14 protein-coding genes are annotated in these 17534 nt (G+C 66.1%); 7 read left to right on the top strand and 7 right to left on the bottom strand.

The features are described 5' to 3' along the window. The first annotated feature begins 55 nt into the window (after nt 1–55). The 5 genes from I3J27_RS08895 to I3J27_RS08875 all read left to right on the top strand — a co-directional run bounded on the left by I3J27_RS08895 (nt 56) and on the right by I3J27_RS08875 (nt 4822). Nucleotides 56–1063, top strand: coding sequence for a polyprenyl synthetase family protein (locus I3J27_RS08895; protein ID WP_008131473.1), 1008 nt, complete (start codon nt 56–58; stop codon nt 1061–1063). Between the two features lie 431 nt (nt 1064–1494). After that, nucleotides 1495–2010 carry a winged helix-turn-helix transcriptional regulator gene (locus I3J27_RS08890; protein ID WP_270167863.1) on the top strand — a complete coding sequence of 172 codons (516 nt, stop codon included), beginning with the start codon at nt 1495–1497 and terminating at the stop codon, nt 2008–2010. 1 nt (nt 2011) lies between these two features. Next, entirely contained in the window at nt 2012–3274 is a 1263-nt protein-coding gene (gene fabF / locus I3J27_RS08885; RefSeq protein ID WP_270167860.1) for a beta-ketoacyl-ACP synthase II, read from the top strand. Nucleotides 3275–3318: 44 nt separating this feature from the next. Continuing rightward, a complete protein-coding gene (locus I3J27_RS08880) occupies nt 3319–3951 on the top strand; it encodes a LysE family translocator (RefSeq protein WP_270167859.1) in 633 nt (210 codons plus the stop codon). Then, nucleotides 3944–4822 (top strand): alpha/beta fold hydrolase, encoded by an 879-nt coding sequence (locus I3J27_RS08875; RefSeq protein ID WP_270167855.1) that lies wholly within the window; start codon nt 3944–3946, stop codon nt 4820–4822. Before I3J27_RS08880 ends, I3J27_RS08875 begins: the two co-directional genes overlap by 8 nt. Nucleotides 4823–4952: 130 nt before the next feature. Here the strand turns inward: I3J27_RS08875 and I3J27_RS08870 are convergent, their stop codons facing one another. From I3J27_RS08870 to I3J27_RS08860, 3 genes are all read right to left on the bottom strand, one after another. Then, complete coding sequence (locus I3J27_RS08870; RefSeq protein WP_270167852.1) at nt 4953–5837, bottom strand: 4-(cytidine 5'-diphospho)-2-C-methyl-D-erythritol kinase; 885 nt, start codon at nt 5835–5837, stop codon at nt 4953–4955. Between the two features lie 25 nt (nt 5838–5862). Continuing rightward, nucleotides 5863–7659: a tetratricopeptide repeat protein gene (locus I3J27_RS08865; RefSeq protein WP_270167850.1), complete on the bottom strand. Its 1797-nt coding sequence runs from the start codon at nt 7657–7659 to the stop codon at nt 5863–5865. A gap of 280 nt (nt 7660–7939) precedes the next feature. Next, on the bottom strand, nt 7940–9601 hold the full coding sequence (locus I3J27_RS08860) for an electron transfer flavoprotein-ubiquinone oxidoreductase (RefSeq protein ID WP_270167848.1): 1662 nt from the start codon (nt 9599–9601) through the stop codon (nt 7940–7942). Between the two features lie 135 nt (nt 9602–9736). Between I3J27_RS08860 and I3J27_RS08855 the strand changes: the two genes are divergently transcribed. Then, nucleotides 9737–10543, top strand: a complete 807-nt coding sequence (locus I3J27_RS08855; RefSeq protein ID WP_270167846.1) for a uracil-DNA glycosylase — start codon at nt 9737–9739, stop codon at nt 10541–10543. A gap of 125 nt (nt 10544–10668) precedes the next feature. Here I3J27_RS08855 and I3J27_RS08850 read toward each other — a convergent pair whose 3' ends face one another. From I3J27_RS08850 to I3J27_RS08835, 4 genes are all read right to left on the bottom strand, one after another. After that, a complete protein-coding gene (locus tag I3J27_RS08850) occupies nt 10669–12177 on the bottom strand; it encodes a glycosyltransferase family 39 protein (protein ID WP_270167844.1) in 1509 nt (502 codons plus the stop codon). A 177-nt stretch (nt 12178–12354) separates the two neighbouring features. After that, nucleotides 12355–13248, bottom strand: coding sequence for a ribonuclease HII (gene rnhB, locus I3J27_RS08845; protein WP_370691946.1), 894 nt, complete (start codon nt 13246–13248; stop codon nt 12355–12357). A 41-nt stretch (nt 13249–13289) separates the two neighbouring features. Further along, nucleotides 13290–13745: a VOC family protein gene (locus tag I3J27_RS08840; protein ID WP_270167840.1), complete on the bottom strand. Its 456-nt coding sequence runs from the start codon at nt 13743–13745 to the stop codon at nt 13290–13292. A 22-nt stretch (nt 13746–13767) separates the two neighbouring features. Next, on the bottom strand, nt 13768–14934 hold the full coding sequence (locus tag I3J27_RS08835; RefSeq protein ID WP_270167838.1) for a PA0069 family radical SAM protein: 1167 nt from the start codon (nt 14932–14934) through the stop codon (nt 13768–13770). A gap of 212 nt (nt 14935–15146) precedes the next feature. Here I3J27_RS08835 and I3J27_RS08830 point away from each other — a divergent pair, with 212 nt between their 5' ends. Further along, complete coding sequence (locus tag I3J27_RS08830; protein ID WP_270167836.1) at nt 15147–17534, top strand: phosphoketolase family protein; 2388 nt, start codon at nt 15147–15149, stop codon at nt 17532–17534.

Here is a 17534-nt window from a genome sequence, read left to right as displayed (position 1 = left end):
TTTCTATTGTCTTTCCGTCAGAATAGCCCTTCCGGGGCAAATATTGGAGACCGGCGTGGCCGTCATCGTACCTTTCGAAACTCCCGGCGCGTCGATCGAAGAGCTGGTTGCCCTTGTCGCCCCTGATATGGAGCGCGTCAACGCCACGATCCTGTCGAGGACCGGGTCGGACGTCACCATGATCCCGGAGGTCGCCAACCACCTCATCTCCTCCGGCGGCAAGCGGCTGCGCCCGATGCTGACGCTGGCCATGGCCAACCTCGCCGGCTACACCGGCGACGGCCACATCAAGCTCGCTGCGTCCGTCGAGTTCATGCACACCGCCACGCTGCTCCACGACGACGTCGTCGACGAGAGCGAGATGCGGCGCGGCAAGCTGTCGGCGCGCATGCTCTGGGGCAATGAAGCGAGCGTCTTGGTCGGCGACTTCCTGCTCGGCCAGGCCTTCCGCATGATGGTCGAGGTCGGCTCGCTCCGCGCGCTAGACATCCTCTCCGCCGCCGCCGCCACCATCGCCGAGGGCGAGGTGATGCAGCTCGCCGCCGCCAAGAACACCGCGACCACCGAGGACGAATATCTCGCCGTGATCCGCGGCAAGACCGCCGAGCTGTTCGCGGCGGCCTGCGAGGTCGGCCCCGTGATCGCCAACCGCCCGAAGGCGGAGCAGACCGCCTGCCGCTCGGTCGGCATGAATCTCGGCATCGCCTTCCAGCTCGTCGACGACGTGCTCGACTATGGCGGCAAAAGTGCAAAGCTCGGCAAGAACACCGGCGACGACTTTCGCGAGGGCAAGATCACCCTGCCCGTCGTGCTCGCCTTCCGCCGCGGCAACGACACTGAGCGCGCCTTCTGGATCCGCGCACTCGAGCGCGGCGAGATCGGCGATTCCGACCTCGACCACGCCATTGGCCTGATGAACAAGCACCGCGCGCTGGAGGACACGATCAGCCGCGCCCACCACTACGGCGCCATGGCCGTCGACGCACTCGCGCTGTTCCCGTCCTCGCCGATGAAGAGCGCGCTGGAGCAGGTGGTGGCATTCTGCCTGGCAAGGTCGCATTGAGCGAGAGCGCCTGACGTTCTTCCTGATTTTCGCACCGTTACTGGCTCCGTCATCCTGAGGCACGAGGCATGGGACGCAAACGCGTCCCATGGGGAGCCTCGAAGGATGTACGGCCGAGCTGCAGCCGGCCGTCGCCCTTCGAGACTCGCCGAAGCGGCGAGCACCTCAGGGTGACGGCGATAGATTTGCGCGCGCGGCTCCCACCTCGTCATTGCGAGCGTAGCGAAGCAATCCAGAGTCCCTCCGCGCCAACAATCTGGATTGCTTCGCTGCGCTCGCAATGACGGAGCAAGCTGCGCGAGCACCGCTCTCCAACGCGCATTCACGCTCGTAGTCACCACCCTTACCATAACGTGGCCCGCCGCTGCCCTCGTACCGAAGCCGTTGCTCAGTCACTTGCTTTTTGCAAGTCACTCACCTACCTTCCCGCCATGCAGCCCAAATCCCCTTCCGTCCTGGAATGCCCAGTCGGCCGCGCCGTGGAGACGGTCGGCGAATGGTGGAGCATCCTGATCCTGCGCGATGCGTTCCAGGGCGCGACGAAGTTCGACGAGTTTTCGCAGAGCCTCGGCATCGCGCCGAACATCCTGTCGCGGCGGCTGGCCCATCTCACCGCGAGCGGCATGTTCGTACGCCGCCGCTATCAGGAACGGCCGCCGCGCGACGAATATGTGCTGACGGAGAAGGCGCGGGATTTCTTCCCCGTGATCGCTACGCTGCTCACCTGGGGCAACAAGCATCTCGCACCAAAAGGCGAAGCCATTTTACTGGCGAACCGGAGCGACGTTCGCCCGTTCGATCCGGTCGTGGTCGACGCCGCCGATATGCAACCGATCACGCTCGCCAATGCGGTCGTCATCGCGGGTCCCCGCGCCAGCCGCGGGATGCGCGCGCGGCTCGCCTCGCTCAAGGCCATGAACCCGGCCGTCGCGCCGGTGGGAGACTGACATGCGTCGTATCGTCGTGACGGGAATGGGCGCGGTGTCGCCGCTCGGCTGCGGGGTCGAACTCTCATGGCGCCGGCTGCTGGCCGGTCAAAGCGGGCTGCGTCCGCTGCCCGAGTGGGCGCAGGCGCTGCCGGCGCGCATCGCCGGGCGCGTGCCCGACAAGGCCAATGACGCCGAGGGCGGTTTCGACCCGGCGCAGGCCGCCGCGCCAAAAGACCAGCGCAAGATGGACCGCTTCATCCTGTTCGCGCTGCTCGCCACCGCGGAGGCGGTCGCGCAGGCCAAATGGACGCCGCAGGACGCAGTCGCACAGGAGAGAACCGCAACGATCATTGCCTCCGGCGTCGGCGGTTTTCCGGCCATGGCGGAGGCGGTGCGCATCACCGAGCATCGCGGCGCACGGCGGCTCTCGCCATTCACCATCCCCTCGTTTCTCGCCAATCTCGCCGCCGGCCACGTCTCGATCAAATACGGCTACAAGGGCGCGCTGGGCACGCCGGTTACGGCGTGCGCCGCCGGCGTGCAGGCGATCGGCGATGCCGCCCGCATGATCCGCGCAGGCGAGATCGACGTCGCGATCTGCGGCGGCGCGGAGGCCTGCATCGATATCGTCAGCCTCGGCGGCTTCGCCGCGGCCCGCGCGCTGTCGAGCTCCTTCAACGACGAGCCCGCACGCGCCTCGCGCCCGTTCGATCGCGACCGCGACGGCTTTGTCATGGGCGAAGGCGCCGGCATCCTGGTGATCGAAGATCTCGAGCATGCGTTGGCGCGCGGCGCGACGCCGATCGCCGAGATCGTCGGCTACGGCACCACGGCGGATGCCTACCACATGACGTCGGGACCGCCCGATGGCGACGGCGCCCGCCGCGCCATGGAGATCGCGCTGCGGCAGGCCAAGCTTGCGCCCGCCGATTTGCAGCATCTCAACGCGCACGCGACCTCGACGCCGGCCGGCGACGAGAGCGAGCTTGGCGCGATCGCCGCGCTGTTCGGCCGCAACCGGAACATCGCCGTGAGCGCAACCAAATCGGCCACCGGCCATCTGCTCGGCGCGGCCGGCGGGCTGGAAGCGATCTTCACAATCCTCGCCCTGCGCGACCAGGTCGCGCCGCCGACGCTCAATCTCGAAAACCCAGATGCGGGCGCAGACGGCATCGACATCATCGCCGGCAGCGCGCGGCCGATGCCGATGCAGCATGCCATCTCCAACGGATTCGGCTTCGGCGGGGTCAATGCCAGCGTGATCTTCCGCCGGACGGGCTAAACCAGAGGCCTTGCAATCGCGACGGGCTTCGTTACGAAAACAGCATGATCGAAACGAATTTCTGGCTGTTCCTGACTGCTGCCTGCCTCATCGCCGCCGTTCCCGGCCCTGGCATCTTCTACGTCGCGGCACGAACCTTGTCGGAGGGGCGCGCCAGCGGCTTTGCGTCGACCGCGGGCACGGCGCTGGGCGGGATGGTTCATGTGGTGGCGGGCAGCCTCGGCATCTCCGCGATCATCCTTGCCAGCGCCGAGCTGTTTGCTGCGGTCAAATTTGTCGGTGCGCTCTATCTGGTCTGGCTCGGCATCAAGACGTTCCGCAGCGCGGGCCGCGCGTTGTCGCTGGAGAGCGAGCCTGTCGGCGACAGGCGCGCGTTTCGTGACGGCGTGCTGGTCGAGGCGCTGAATCCGAAGACCGCCGCGTTCTTCCTCGCCTTCATTCCGCAGTTCCTCGATCCCGCGGGATCGAACCCCACGCTGCAATTCATCGCGCTCGGTGCGATCTCGGTGGCGTTGAACACGCTCGCCGACGTCGTCGTGGTGTTGATGGCCTCCGCGACACGCACGCAATTGATCGGACGGCCGCATCTGGTGCGGCGTTTGACCCAGGGCTCCGGCGTCTTCATCGCGGGCCTCGGTCTCTCCCTCGCACTGATGCGGCGACCGGCAAATGGATAGCGCACCGCAAAGCCGCTTCTATGAATCGCACGGCCTGCGGCTGCATTATGCCGATTGGGGCAATGGGAACGCGCCGATCGCCATCCTCGTCCATGGCGGCCGCGATCACTGCCGGAGCTGGGACGTCATCGCCCGGTCGCTGCAGCCGCATTTCCACGTGATCGCGCCCGATTTGCGCGGTCACGGCGATTCCGACTGGACCAGAGGCGGCAGCTACGCGCTGACGGAGTATGTCTACGATCTTGCCCAGCTCGTCCGCACCATCGCAGCGCCTCAAGTGACGCTCATCGGCCATTCCATGGGCGGCATGGTCAGCCTGATCTTCACGGGATCATTCCCCGAGCTGGTCTCGAAGCTCGTCGTGCTCGACGGCGTGACGATGTTGCCGGATACGCCGAAGGCACCGACGCATGAGCGCATCGGCAAATGGGTCGGCCAGCTCGACAGGCTGCACGACCGCACGCCGCGCCGCTATGCGACCCTCGATGACGCCGCCGCGCAAATGGTGCTGCACAACAAGCGCCTGTCGCGCGACCTTGCGCTGCATCTTGCCACCCACGGCGCGCGGCGAAACGAGGACGGCACCTATAGCTGGAAGTTCGATCCCTATCAGCGTGCCAGCGCGCCGCACCGGCTCTGGCCGGACGATCACGTCGCGCTGTGGTCGCGCATCGCCTGCCCGACACTGCTGCTCAATGCCGGCGAGAGCTTTCTGGCCGGCGCGAGGGCTGCGGGCCTGGAGCGCTATTTTCCGAACGCGCGCGTCGAGACCATCGCCGGGGCCGGACACTGGCTGCAGCATGACAAGCCGCACGAGGTGCTGGGGGAGATCCGGCGGTTTCTGGGGCTGACCGAGGACGGCAGCGGCTAGCTTAGCTGCCGCAGGGTGGGCAAAGGCGCGACAGCGCCGTGCCCACCATCTGTCTGCGTTGGATAGAAATGGTGGGCACGCTTCGCTTTGCCCACCCTACGGCACTACAGCACCGTCTTCCGAGAAGCGCCTAGCTCAACGTCCCCGCGTGCACCCACCAGCCGGAGTGATCCCTGCGGATCCTTTCGGCGGCGGCATGCGCGTCAGCGGGCGCGCCGTAGATCGCAAAGCAGGTCGCGCCGGAGCCGGACATGCGGGCGAGCTTGACGCCGGCGGAGTCGCGCAGGGCTTCCAGCACCTCACCGATCACCGGCTCGATACGTAGCGCAGGCGCCTCGAGATCGTTGGGGACGCTTTCGAGCACTTCGACCCAATCGGCAATCGATCCGCCCTCGTCCGGCCAGGCAGGGGCGTCAAGCACGGAGGTGGCACCGACCAGCAACTCGCCGTTGCGCAGACCCAACTCCTTAAACACGTCCTTGGTCGCAACAGGCACGCGCGGATTGACCATGACGCAGGGCATGCTCGGCAGCGCCAGCGGCAACAGTTGCTCGCCGACGCCGGTCATGTCGCAGGCGCGCGAGAACAGGCACACCGGCACGTCGGCGCCGGTCGCGAGCGCGACCTTCTGAAGGCGCGGATCGTCGAGCGACAGATTGTTGAGACGTGCCAGCAGCCGCAGCGCCGCCGCGGCATCGGCCGAGCCGCCACCGATGCCGGCCGCAACGGGGAGCACCTTGTCGAGCGCGAAGGCGCCCAGCTTCAGGTTCGGCACGGCTTCGGCCAGAAGCTTGGCCGCCTTGAACACGAGATTGTCGGCCATATCGCCGCAGGCCGCAGCCAACGGTCCCGTGGTGGCGAGCTTCAGCTCGCCGCCCGGCTCCAGCGTCAGCCGGTCGGCGCAGTCGGCAAACGCGACCACGCTTTCGAGATCATGATAGCCGTCGGCACGACGGCCGACGACGCGAAGGCTCAAATTGACCTTCGCGCGCCCCTCTTCAATCAACGCCGACATTGGCGATCAGCCCCCAAACGCACTCTTAGCCGCCCCTGCCGTCGTCCTTCTTCTTCTCCGCCTGCGCAGCCGAGGAGTTCGAATTGTCGTCGGTCATGCCGTTGGCGATCTTGGCCTCGATCTTCGGCAGCTCCTCCGCCTCGGGCTTGAGATCGCGCGCATGCGCCCACTGGAACTTGGCTTCCAGCGTGCGGCCGACGCGCCAATAGGCATCGCCGAGGTGATCGTTGATGGTGGGATCCTCGGGCTTGAGGTCGATCGCGCGCTCGAGGTTCTTCACCGCCTCTTCGTAATTGCCGATGCGGTAATAGGCCCAGCCGAGGGAGTCGACGATGTAGCCGTCGTCGGGGCGCTGCTCGACGGCGCGCTTGATCATCTTCATGCCTTCGTCGAGATTCACACCCTGGTCGATCCAGGAATAGCCGAGATAGTTGAGGACGTGCGGCTGGTCGGGCTGCAGCTCAAGCGCCTTCTTCATGTCGGCTTCGGCCTTGGCCCACTCCTTGGAGCGCTCCTCGCAAATGCCGCGATAATAATACCAGACGCTGTTGGCCTTGTCGTTGCCGGGCGGCAGCACGTCGATGCCCCGCGAATAGGTCGCGCCGCAATCGCCGAACTTCTTGCGGCCGCGCTCGATGTTGCCGAGCGCCATGATGGCTTCGAGATCCTTGGCATCGTCGGTGGTGACGCCCTTGAGGATCTTGATCGCCTCCTCGGTGCGGTCGGCGGAGTCGAGATCGATCGCGAGCTGGATTTGCGCGTTGCGCTTGAGCGGCGAGGTCGCCGGCACGCGCTCGTAGACCTTGATCGCCATCTGCGGCCGCTTCACCGATTCATAGAGATCGGCGAGCGAGAGCAGCGCCAGCGGATGGGTCGGCTGGAGATAGAGCGCGAGCTGGAGATAGACCAGCGCCAGATCCTCGCCGCCGCGGCGGGTCAGCGTGGCGCCGATGCCGTAGAGCGCTTCGGCAGCGCCCGCTTGCGCGGAATCGGCCAGCGGCGGCATCTTCTTGCCCGCCTTGGTGTCGCGCAGGCCTTCCAGGATCAGCGGATGACGGGCGAGCTTCTTGTCGAACGCCTGGTAGACATTGGTCGCGGCGGCCGAATCCTTGTTGCGCGACAGCCAGCGCGCATAGGCTTCGGTGACGCGCAGCATGGAATCGTCGAGCTTGTAGGCGCGCTCGAAGCGGGTGCCGGCGTCCTTCTCCTTGCCGGAGAGCTCGAGGATCATGCCGGCATGGAGATCCTTGAACAGCGGATACCATTCCGGACCTGCCAGCTTGTCGATGGTGGCGACACCGCCCTTGGCATCGCCGGCGCCATAGGCAGCCCAGCCCGACAGCAGCGTGGCGACGAGATCGGTGATCGGCCCGCGGATCGACTGATTGATGTTGGTCTGCGCGGTCGCGTATTTCTTCGTCTTGAGATCGTGCACGCCGACGACGAGACGCGCGACGCGGTTGGTCTTGTCGATGGTGAGGATGCGTTCGGCGAGCTTGACCGCCTCGTCGATGTCGCCGTCGGCGACCGACGAGATGAAGGCGCGGTCGAGCAGCTCGTTGTTCTTCGGGTCAGTGCGCAGAGCCGAGCGGTAGAATGCGGCGGCCGAGGCCGCGTCGCGCTCGACGCTGGCGTGGCGGGCGGCGAGATAGCTGCCGGAGGTCGTCAGCGACTTCAGATCGTTTCGGGTCGGAAATTGCGCCGCCGTGTCGGACGGATGGTCCGGCGTCTGCGCCAGGACCGCGCCGGGGACCGTCGCGATCGCTGTGCCCATGAAGGCGATGGCGGCAACAGTCCAGCGGTTGAAACGATTTGAGAACATCAGGGCTCGCCTTGAGTTGGTAGTGCCTGGGTTTGCAGCAGAAGGCCGTATCGCACGCGAACGCGGCCGGTGGCATCGGGACCCGGAACCGTCGGGCCGACAATGCCGCTTTTGGCGCTTCACCGCAAGGATTCGGGCATGCGATCCCCTCCGCACGCCCCAGACCGGCCACCAGCGCCCCAAGACGCTGCCAGTATGGCCTTATCGTGGCCGGGGACCGCCATCATGGCCCGGTTCTCACGTGAACGTGCGCCAGATCACGCTTTGCGACTCAGGGCCCTTACATCGCCTCGTAGTTCGGGCCGCCGCCGCCCTCGGGGGGAACCCAGGTGATGTTACCGTTGGGGTCCTTCACGTCGCAGGTTTTGCAGTGGACGCAATTCTGGGCGTTGATCTGGAAGCGCGGGCTCGAACCTTCCTCGACCCATTCGTAGACACCGGCCGGGCAATAGCGATTCGAGGGACCGGCGAACACATCGTGCTCCGAGGTCTTTTGGAGATTCATGTCCGTGACCTTGAGATGGACCGGCTGGTCCTCCTCATGGTTGGTGTTGGACAGGAACACCGAGGACAGCTTGTCGAAGGAAATCTTGCCGTCCGGCTTCGGATAGTTCTTCGGGGTGTGCTGCTTCGCCGGATCGAGCGTGGCGCGATCGGGCTTGGCGTGCGACTGCGTGCCGAACAGCGAAGTGCCGAACAGCGTGTTGCACCACATGTCGAAGCCGCCGAGCGCGACACCGAGCACGGTGCCGAACTTCGACCACAGCGGCTTGACGTTGCGGACTAGGAACAGATCCTTGCCGACCGGCGAGGACCGCCACGCGTTCTCGTACTCGACGATCTCGTCATTGGCGCGGTCGGCGGCGAGCGCGGCCGCGACATGCTCGGCGGCGAGCATGCCGGTACCCATCGCGTTGTGCACACCCTTGATGCGGGGCACGTTGACGAAGCCCGCGGCGCAGCCGACCAGCGCGCCGCCGGGGAAGGTGAGCTTCGGCACCGACTGATAGCCGCCTTCCGTGATGGCGCGCGCGCCATAGGCGAGCCGCTTGGCGCCTTCAAAAGTGCCGCGGATCGAGGGATGCGTCTTGAAGCGTTGGAACTCGTCGAACGGCGACAGATACGGATCGTCGTAGTTGAGATGCACGACGAAGCCGACGGCGACGAGGTTGTCGTCGTAGTGATAGAGGAACGAGCCGCCGCCGGTCTGCAGGTCGAGCGGCCAGCCGAACGAATGCTGGATCAAACCCTTCTGATGCTTGGCCGGATTGATCTGCCAGACTTCCTTGAGGCCGATGCCGAACTTCGCGGGTTCGCTGTTGGAATCCAGCGCGAACTTGGCGATGAGCTGCTTGGTCAGACTGCCGCGCGCGCCTTCGGCGAACAGCGTGTACTTGCCGAGCAATTCCATGCCGCGGGTGAAGGAGTCCTTCGGCTTGCCGTCGCGGCCGATTCCCATGTCGCCGGTGGCGATGCCCTTCACCGCGCCCTGTTCGTCATAGAGCACTTCGGCTGCGGCAAAGCCCGGATAGATCTCGACGCCGAGCGCCTCGGCCTTGCGCGCCAGCCAGCGGCAGACATTGCCGAGCGAGCCGATATAGCAATGATGGTTGTGCATCAGCGGCGGCATCATGAAGTTCGGCAGCTTGATCGCGCCGCCGGCCGTCATCCAGTAGAAGCGGTCATCCTTGACCTGCGTCTTCAGCGGGCAGTCGGCATCCTCGCGCCAGTCCGGAACGAGCTTGTCGAGCCCGGCCGGGTCGATCACGGCGCCGGAAAGAATGTGCGCACCGACCTCGGAGCCCTTCTCCACCACGACAACGTTGAGATCGGCGTTGAGCTGCTTCAGCCGGATCGCCGCGGCCAGGCCCGAGGGGCCGGCGCCGACGATGACGACGTCGAATTCCATGGATTCGCGCGGGGGAAGTTCTTCGGTGCTCATCTGATCTCAGCCCTTGAGGCGGTTCCTCGTCATTTGCGCTCCCTTGTTTCCGATTTTTCCGGGCAGGACAACCACGGAAATGCGTTCCGCTGGGATGCAAGGCGGCCGAAACTGATATAAAGCCTGACTTTCCAAATGATCCCCGAGCCCGCACCCACCGTCCGAGAGCTTCTCGCCTTCTATCTGGAGGCCGGGGTTGATTGCGCGCTCACGGAGGAACCGATCGACCGCCTGGCGGAATTGGATGCTCCGCCGCCGGCCCCGCGTGCGGCACCTCCGGTCGAGGCACCGCGGCCCGTCTCCGCGCCGGCGGTGATGCGTGGCGAGGCCGCGCCTGCGCCCGACGTCGCAATCGCGTCGGCCCGGGACGCCGCGCGCACCGCGCCGACGCTCGAGGCGCTGCGCGAGCTGATGCAGGGTTTCGAGGGCTGCGCGCTCAAGCACACCGCGACGCGGCTGGTGTTCGCCGACGGCAATCCGCAGGCGCGCATCATGTTCGTCGGCGAGGCGCCGGGCCGCGACGAGGACATCGAGGGACTGCCGTTTGTCGGGCGCAGCGGCAAGCTGCTGGATCTCATGATCGGCGCGATCGGCCTCAACCGCACCACGGCCTACATCGCCAACGTCATTCCCTGGCGGCCGCCCGGCAACCGCACGCCGACGCCGCAGGAAACGCAAATCTGCCTGCCCTTCATTCAGCGCCAGATCGAGCTGGTGAATCCCGACTTGCTAGTGACGCTCGGCAATCCCTCGACACAGACGCTGCTTGGAACGCGCGAAGGCATCATGCGCACCCGCGGGCGCTGGTTCGAGTATGAGACGGGCGCGCGCACCATCCGCGCGCTGCCGACCTTCCATCCGGCGTACCTGCTTCGCTCGCCGTCGTACAAGCGGCTGGCCTGGCAGGACCTGCGCACGATCGCGAAGGTGCTGGCGGGGTAGCGAGGGACGGAACACTCCCTCCCCGTCATTGCGAGCGCAGCGAAGCAATCCAGAGTCTTTCCGCGGCAGAAGTCTGGATTGCTTCGCTGCGCTCGCAATGACGACGGAAAGAGTCCGTCCCTAACTCACGTCCCTTTCGGCCGCACGATGGCCCAGCCGATGCGCAGCAGTTGCTGGCGTCCGGTCACCAGCCATTCGAAGGCGCGCGGCACTTCCGGAACGATGCCGGGGAAGCGCGCGAGGATTTCCGGCGGCGGGGTGCCGGCGGTATCGGAGGCGCGCCAGACCACGACGCCGCCGGTCTCGCTGAATTTGGCCTGGCTCATCCACGGCGTGCGTGCAGGCTGGGCGTCGATGAACAGATGCGGCCGTCCCGAATGCAGCGTGATCAGGCTCGCAATCTGGGTCTCGCCCGCCACCGCGCGCAGGCGATGATTGGTGCGGCGGGCAAAGCTCTCGTCGAAGAAATCCGAGATCGCGCGCGCCGGCATCGAGGTCGCGATCTCGGCCGTGCCCGTCCAGGGCAGAAACAGCACTGCGAGCACAACACCGATCGCGGGCGCGACGACCGCAGCGGCCCACACCATGCGCAGCATGCGCGCACGGCGCATCGCGATGAGATCGCCGGCCACGACGACCACGGCAAGCCCGGACATGACCAGCACGACGCCGGCGCCGCCGGCGACGGCATCGAGCCCGAGCAGGCCCGAGATCAGCACCGCGCCGAGCGGCGGCGCCAGCGCAAAGAAGTAGACGAAATTGCGCCCGAGCGGCTCGACCGGCGGACGGTAGATGATCGGCGCATCCTCGCCCTTGGCGACGAACAGGCCCGCATTCAGGAAGCTCAGCGCCGGGATCGCCGCCGCCCCGAGCACGAGCCCGCCGAGCAGCCAGGCCGCGTGCAGCGCGCGGGCGTTCAGCTCTGCGACTTGCGGCAAGGTCGGCAGGACCAGCGTCTCGGCGCGCATCAGCCAGACCGCATAGGGCAGCGCCAGCACGGCAACGACGATCAGCGCGAACAGCGGATCGAGCGCGCGCAGCGTGCGGCGGCCGCCGGCGGTCGCGATCGCGAAGACCACGAGCAGCAGGAGGAGGAAGATCGCTGCGGGCGTGGTCAGGAGCAGCAGGCCTGCCTCGATCGACCAGGCGAACCAGGCATTGCCGCGGCGTTGGCCGATGATCTGCCAGGAATGCAGCAGCAGTAGCGCCCAGAGCGGCCGCGCCAACACCAGCGGGCCGAAGTCGAGTGCGGACGAGGAGAACGCCAGCACGGTCATGGTCAGGAGCACGGCGAGCACCGCCTGCTGCGAGCCGACCACGGCGCGAGAGAGATGATAGAGCGCGACGAAGGTCGCGATCTCGCAGAGCTCGGCGAGCACATAGACGCCGAACACGTGGCCGCCGGCGGCGCGATAGGCGATGTCGGCGAGCCAGACCGGCAAAGGCGGGCCCAGATCAGTGCCGACCTGGTATTCGCGGCCGAACGCCAGCAGCGTCGCCAGCGTGCCGGGCGGGCTGCGGTAGAACGCCAGCGCCACGAACAGCCACATCGCGGCCTGGAGCAGCACGGCGATCCACACGATCAGCCGCGGCCGGGCGCGAATTAGCTCGATGACCAGGGAGGTAAACCGCATGCAACGTCCGAAAGATGCAGCCAACCCGTCCAGCCGGCCCTATTCGCTCACACTTGTTTTGATAAAGCGCGCTGCGCGTTGTGGCAACTTCGGTCTGCCCTCTCTCCCCGTCCACTTCTCTTCTCCCTCTCGCCGCTTGCGGGGAACGGGAGAAGAGGCCACAGCGAGAACGGAGTCCTAGAGACCGGTGGCGGCGCCGGCTTCCACGCTGGCTTCCACCTGCACCTCGACCTCGGTGACCGCAAACAGGTCCTGCACCGGCTCGACGGTCCAGGGCATGTGCTTGGCGCGGGCGGCGGCGACGGGGGCGAAGAAGCTGCGGTGGTGGATTGTGGGGCCGAGGCGGTTCAGCGCATCGAGATGCTCGGGGACGGCATAGCCCTTGTGCTGCTCGAAGCCGTAGCCGGGGCAGTCCTGCGCCAGCGCGCACATCAGGCGGTCGCGCGTCACTTTGGCGACGATCGAGGCCGCGGCGATCGACAGCACGATGCCGTCGCCGCCGATCACGGCCTCGCAGTCGCAAGCCGTGTCGAGCCGGTCGCGGCCGTCGACGAAGACATGCCTGGGCTGCTCGGGCAGTGCCACCACGGCGCGCTTCAGCGCCCAGAGCGAGGCACGCAGGATATTGTCGCGGTCGATGCGAGAGCGCGAGGCGACGGCGACCGAGACCTGCGCGGTAGCGCAGATCTTGTCGAACAGTCTTTCGCGCTCCTCGGCCGTCAGGCGCTTGGAATCGTCGATGCCGCGCGGAATGCGGTCGGGGTCGAGGATCACCGCAGCCGCCACCACGGGCCCCGCCAGCGGCCCACGGCCGGCCTCGTCGCAGCCCGCGATCGGCCAGATGCCGCGCTTGATCAGCGCGCGCTCGCGGCGGAAGCTCGGTGGAGCGATGGCGATGACGCCCTTCTTGCCGGCCGGAGCCTTCGCAACCTTGGCCACAGACGCTTTAGCCACGCTCGCAGGCGCCCGCTTCTCCGCAGCGTCGCTTTTCGACGCGTCTTTGGCCGGTTTCTTGGCGGACTTGTCCCGAATCATGGCCGGGATCGTGCGCAAGAGGCCTCGCCTGCGCAACCGGGAACCTCGCACAATTCCCGTTATTCAGGCCCGCCGCCCTACTCCGCCAGATGCACCCGCCGGTCCTCGCCGACCTCGATGCCGGGTGCAACCACGACTTCCCAGGGATGGCCGTCGGGATCAGTGAAATAACCGGAATAGCCGCCGTAATGGGTCTTGTGCGGCGCTTTCAGCAGCGCTGCACCCTTGTCGACAGCGAAAGCGAGCACCGCGTCGACCTCCTCACGCGCGCGACAGTTCCAGGCGAGCGTGACGCCGCGGAAGGTCGTCGGCCTCGGCTGGTCAGGCAAGGCAGCGTCAGCCGCGAGCTGGTCCCAGGGATACAGCGCGAGCACCGGACCGCCGGTATCGTAGAACGCGACGGCCTCGCCTGTGACCTTCAGCCGGCGCGAAAAGCCGAGCGCGTCGTAGAAGGCGATGCTGGCGCGGATGTCGCTGACGCCCAGCGTGATGACGGTGAGCCGCGGCACCGGCACGGTGAGTTCCTGACTCATGTTGCGCCTCTTCCATTCACGATCAGAACAGGTCGAGCTGCTCGCCGTTCCGCTTCGGCCTGGCAAAATGATCCGTGGTCAGCTTGGAGCGCCGCTTGTTCAGCCCGAGCCTGTCGCAGGCGATCTCGAAGCGGCGGCCGATGGTCCAGGCCATCGGGCCGGTGCCCTTCATCCGCTCGCCCCATTTGGCATCGTAGTCGCGGCCGCCGCGCATGTCGCGGATCAGCGTGAAGACGTGGCGATAGCGGTCCGGATAGTTGGCCATCAGCCATTCGCGGAAGAGATCGCGGACCTCCAGCGGCAGCCGCAGCAGCACGTAGGAGGCTTCCTTGACGCCGGCATGGGCGGCGGCATCGAGGATGCGCTCGATCTCGGAATCGTTCAGCGCGGGAATGACGGGCGCGACCATCACGGTTGTGGGAATGCCGACCTCCGAAAGCTGCTTCAGCGCCTCCAGCCGCTTCGGCGGCGTCGAGGCCCTAGGCTCCATGGTGCGTGCCAGCTTCGGATCGAGCGAGGTGACCGAGATCGCGACCTTGGCGAGGTTGCGCTTGGCCATCCGCGAAAGAATGTCGATGTCGCGCACCACCAGCGCCGACTTGGTAACGATGCCGACGGGATGGCCAGCGCGCTCCAGCACTTCGAGAATGCCGCGCATGATCTTCCGCTCGCGCTCGATCGGCTGATAGGGATCGGTGTTGGTGCCGATCGCGATCATCCGCGGCTCGTAGCCGGTCGCGGCGAGCTCCTTCTCGAGCAGCGACGGCGCCTCGGGCTTCACGAACAGCTTCGACTCGAAGTCGAGCCCCGGCGACAGCCCGAGATAGGCGTGCGTCGGCCGCGCGAAGCAGTAGACGCAGCCGTGCTCGCAGCCGCGATAGGGATTGATCGAGCGATCGAAGCCGATATCGGGGGAATCGTTCCGGGTGATCACCTTGCGGGAGGTGTCGACCGCCACACTGGTCTTGAACGGCGGCAGCTCTTCCAGGCTCTGCCAGCCGTCGTCGAAGGCGATTCGTGCCTCCGCCTCATAGCGGCCGCTGGCATTGGACTGCGCGCCGCGCCCTCGCCTGCGCGCGCGGTCGATGGCGACGCCAAGTTCTGGAAAATCAGAGTCCGCACCCGCCGGCTCGGAGGGCGCCTTGACCGGCGGGTGCTTGAGAGCATGAGAGGATGCTGCTGGACTCATGAAGCCAAGATAGCATGAGATAGGAACAAATCAAGAACGCAAACAAAAAACGTGAAAACAACCCCATGCACAGTAGAGCTGCCCAAACTTTGCGCGGGCGTTCTTGACCTCACGCAACATCACCGACTTCGCGATTTCGTTTGGTGGCGCCGAAGGATCGATCCCGCCAGAGCAGGGTTGGTGACGATCGTTGCGTGAAGGGTCGGCACAACATGACAAATCAACAACAATCGGCTCTGGGGAACAGCGACCTCGACCTCCTCGACCGCTACTGGCGCGCCGCGAACTACCTCTCCGTCGGGCAGATCTACCTGCTCGACAATCCGCTGCTGCGCGAGCCCTTGCGGCCCGAGCACATCAAGCCGCGCCTGCTCGGACATTGGGGCACGACGCCTGGGCTGAACTTCATCTATGCCCATCTCAACCGCGTCATCCGCGCGCTTGATGTCAGCGTGCTTTATGTTTGCGGACCCGGCCATGGCGGGCCGGGCATGGTGGCCAACACCTATCTTGAAGGCAGCTACAGCGAGATCTATCCCGATATCGCGCGCAATGCGGACGGATTGCGCAAGCTGTTCAGGCAGTTCTCCTTTCCCGGCGGCATTCCGAGCCATGCGGCGCCGGAAACGCCTGGCTCGATCCACGAAGGCGGCGAGCTCGGCTACGCGCTGGTGCACGCCTATGGCGCGGCATTCGACAACCCCGACCTGATCGTCGCCTGCGTCGTCGGCGACGGCGAGGCGGAAACCGGCCCGCTTGCCGCGTCCTGGCACTCGAACAAGTTCCTCAATCCCGCGCATGACGGCGCGGTGCTGCCGATCCTGCATCTCAATGGCTACAAGATCGCCAACCCGACCGTGCTCGGGCGGATGCCTGACAGCGAGATCCGCGATCTCTTCCGCGGCTTCGGCCACGAGCCGCTGTTCGTCGCCGGCGACGATCCCAAATTGATGCACCAGACCATGGCGGACGCGTTCGACGTCGCGTTCGCCAGCATCCGCTCGATCCAGCAGCACGCCCGCGGCGGACAAAAGATGGTCGAGCGGCCGCGCTGGCCGATGATCGTGCTGCGCAGCCCGAAGGGTTGGACCGGCCCGAAGGACGTGGACGGCAAGAAAGTCGAAGGTTTTTGGCGCGCGCATCAGGTGCCCGTCGCGGGCTGCCGCGAGAATCCGGCTCACTTAAAGATTCTCGAAGACTGGATGCGCAGCTACGAGCCGGAAAAGCTGTTCGACAGGAGCGGCGCACTCATCCCCGAGCTTCAGGCGCTGGCGCCCGATGGCGTCAGGCGCATGGGCGCCAATCCGCATGCCAATGGCGGTCTGTTGAAGAAGGAGCTGAAGCTGCCGGACTTCCGCAGCTTCGCCGTGGACGTGCGAGAGCCCGGCAGCGTCACCGGCGAGGCGACCCGCGAGCTCGGCAAATTCCTGCGCGACGTCATCCGCCTCAACGCGCAAGAGCGCAATTTCCGCATCATGGGCCCGGACGAGACCGCGTCAAACCGGCTGGACGCCGTGTTCGAGGCGACCGAACGGGTCTGGATGGAGCCGACGGAGCCTTACGACGTGCATCTCGCGCAGGATGGCCGCGTCATGGAGGTGCTGAGTGAGCATCTCTGCCAGGGCTGGCTCGAAGGCTATCTGCTCACGGGACGCCACGGATTCTTCTCCTGCTACGAGGCCTTCATCCACATCGTGGATTCCATGTTCAACCAGCATGCCAAATGGCTGAAGGTGACGCGGCATCTGCCGTGGCGGCGGCCGATCGCCTCGCTCAATTATCTCCTGACCTCGCATGTCTGGCGCCAGGACCATAACGGCTTCAGCCATCAGGATCCCGGCTTCGTCGATCTCGTCGCCAACAAGAAGGCCGACATCGTCCGCATCTACTTCCCGCCGGATGCCAACACGCTGCTGTGGATCGCCGATCATTGCCTGCGCACCTACAACAGGATCAACGTCATCGTCGCCGGCAAGCAGCCGGCGCCGCAATGGCTGTCGATGCAGGACGCGGCCACGCATTGCGATGCCGGCATCGGGATCTGGACCTGGGCCGGCAACGAGGACACCGATGGCGAGCCCGATGTGGTGATGGCCTGCGCCGGCGACGTGCCGACACTGGAGACGCTCGCCGCCGTCGATCTCTTGCGCAAGGCGCTGCCGGATCTGAAGATCCGCGTCGTCAACGTCGTCGACCTGATGACGCTGCAACCGAATGAGCAGCACCCTCACGGGCTTTCGGATCGCGACTTCGACAGCCTGTTCACATCGGGCAAGCCCGTCATCTTCGCCTATCACGGCTATCCCTATCTGATCCACCGTCTCACCTATAACCGCACCAACCATGCCGGCCTGCATGTGCGCGGCTTCGCCGAGGAAGGCACCACGACGACGCCGTTCGACATGGTCGTGCTCAACGGGCTCGATCGCTATCACCTCGCCATCGAGGCGATCGAGCGCGTGCCGGGGCTCGCGATCAAGGCGGCGCAAGTGAAGCAGCAGTTCCGCGACAAGCTCATCGAACATTCGCGTTACGTGCGCGAGCACGGCGAGGACATGCCGGAGATCCGTGACTGGGTCTGGCCGGGCAAGACGGATTGA

The organism is Bradyrhizobium xenonodulans (genome assembly GCF_027594865.1).
In the GTDB taxonomy this organism is placed as follows: Bacteria; Pseudomonadota; Alphaproteobacteria; order Rhizobiales; family Xanthobacteraceae; genus Bradyrhizobium; species Bradyrhizobium xenonodulans.
This window is presented reverse-complemented; position numbering and strand designations above follow the sequence as displayed.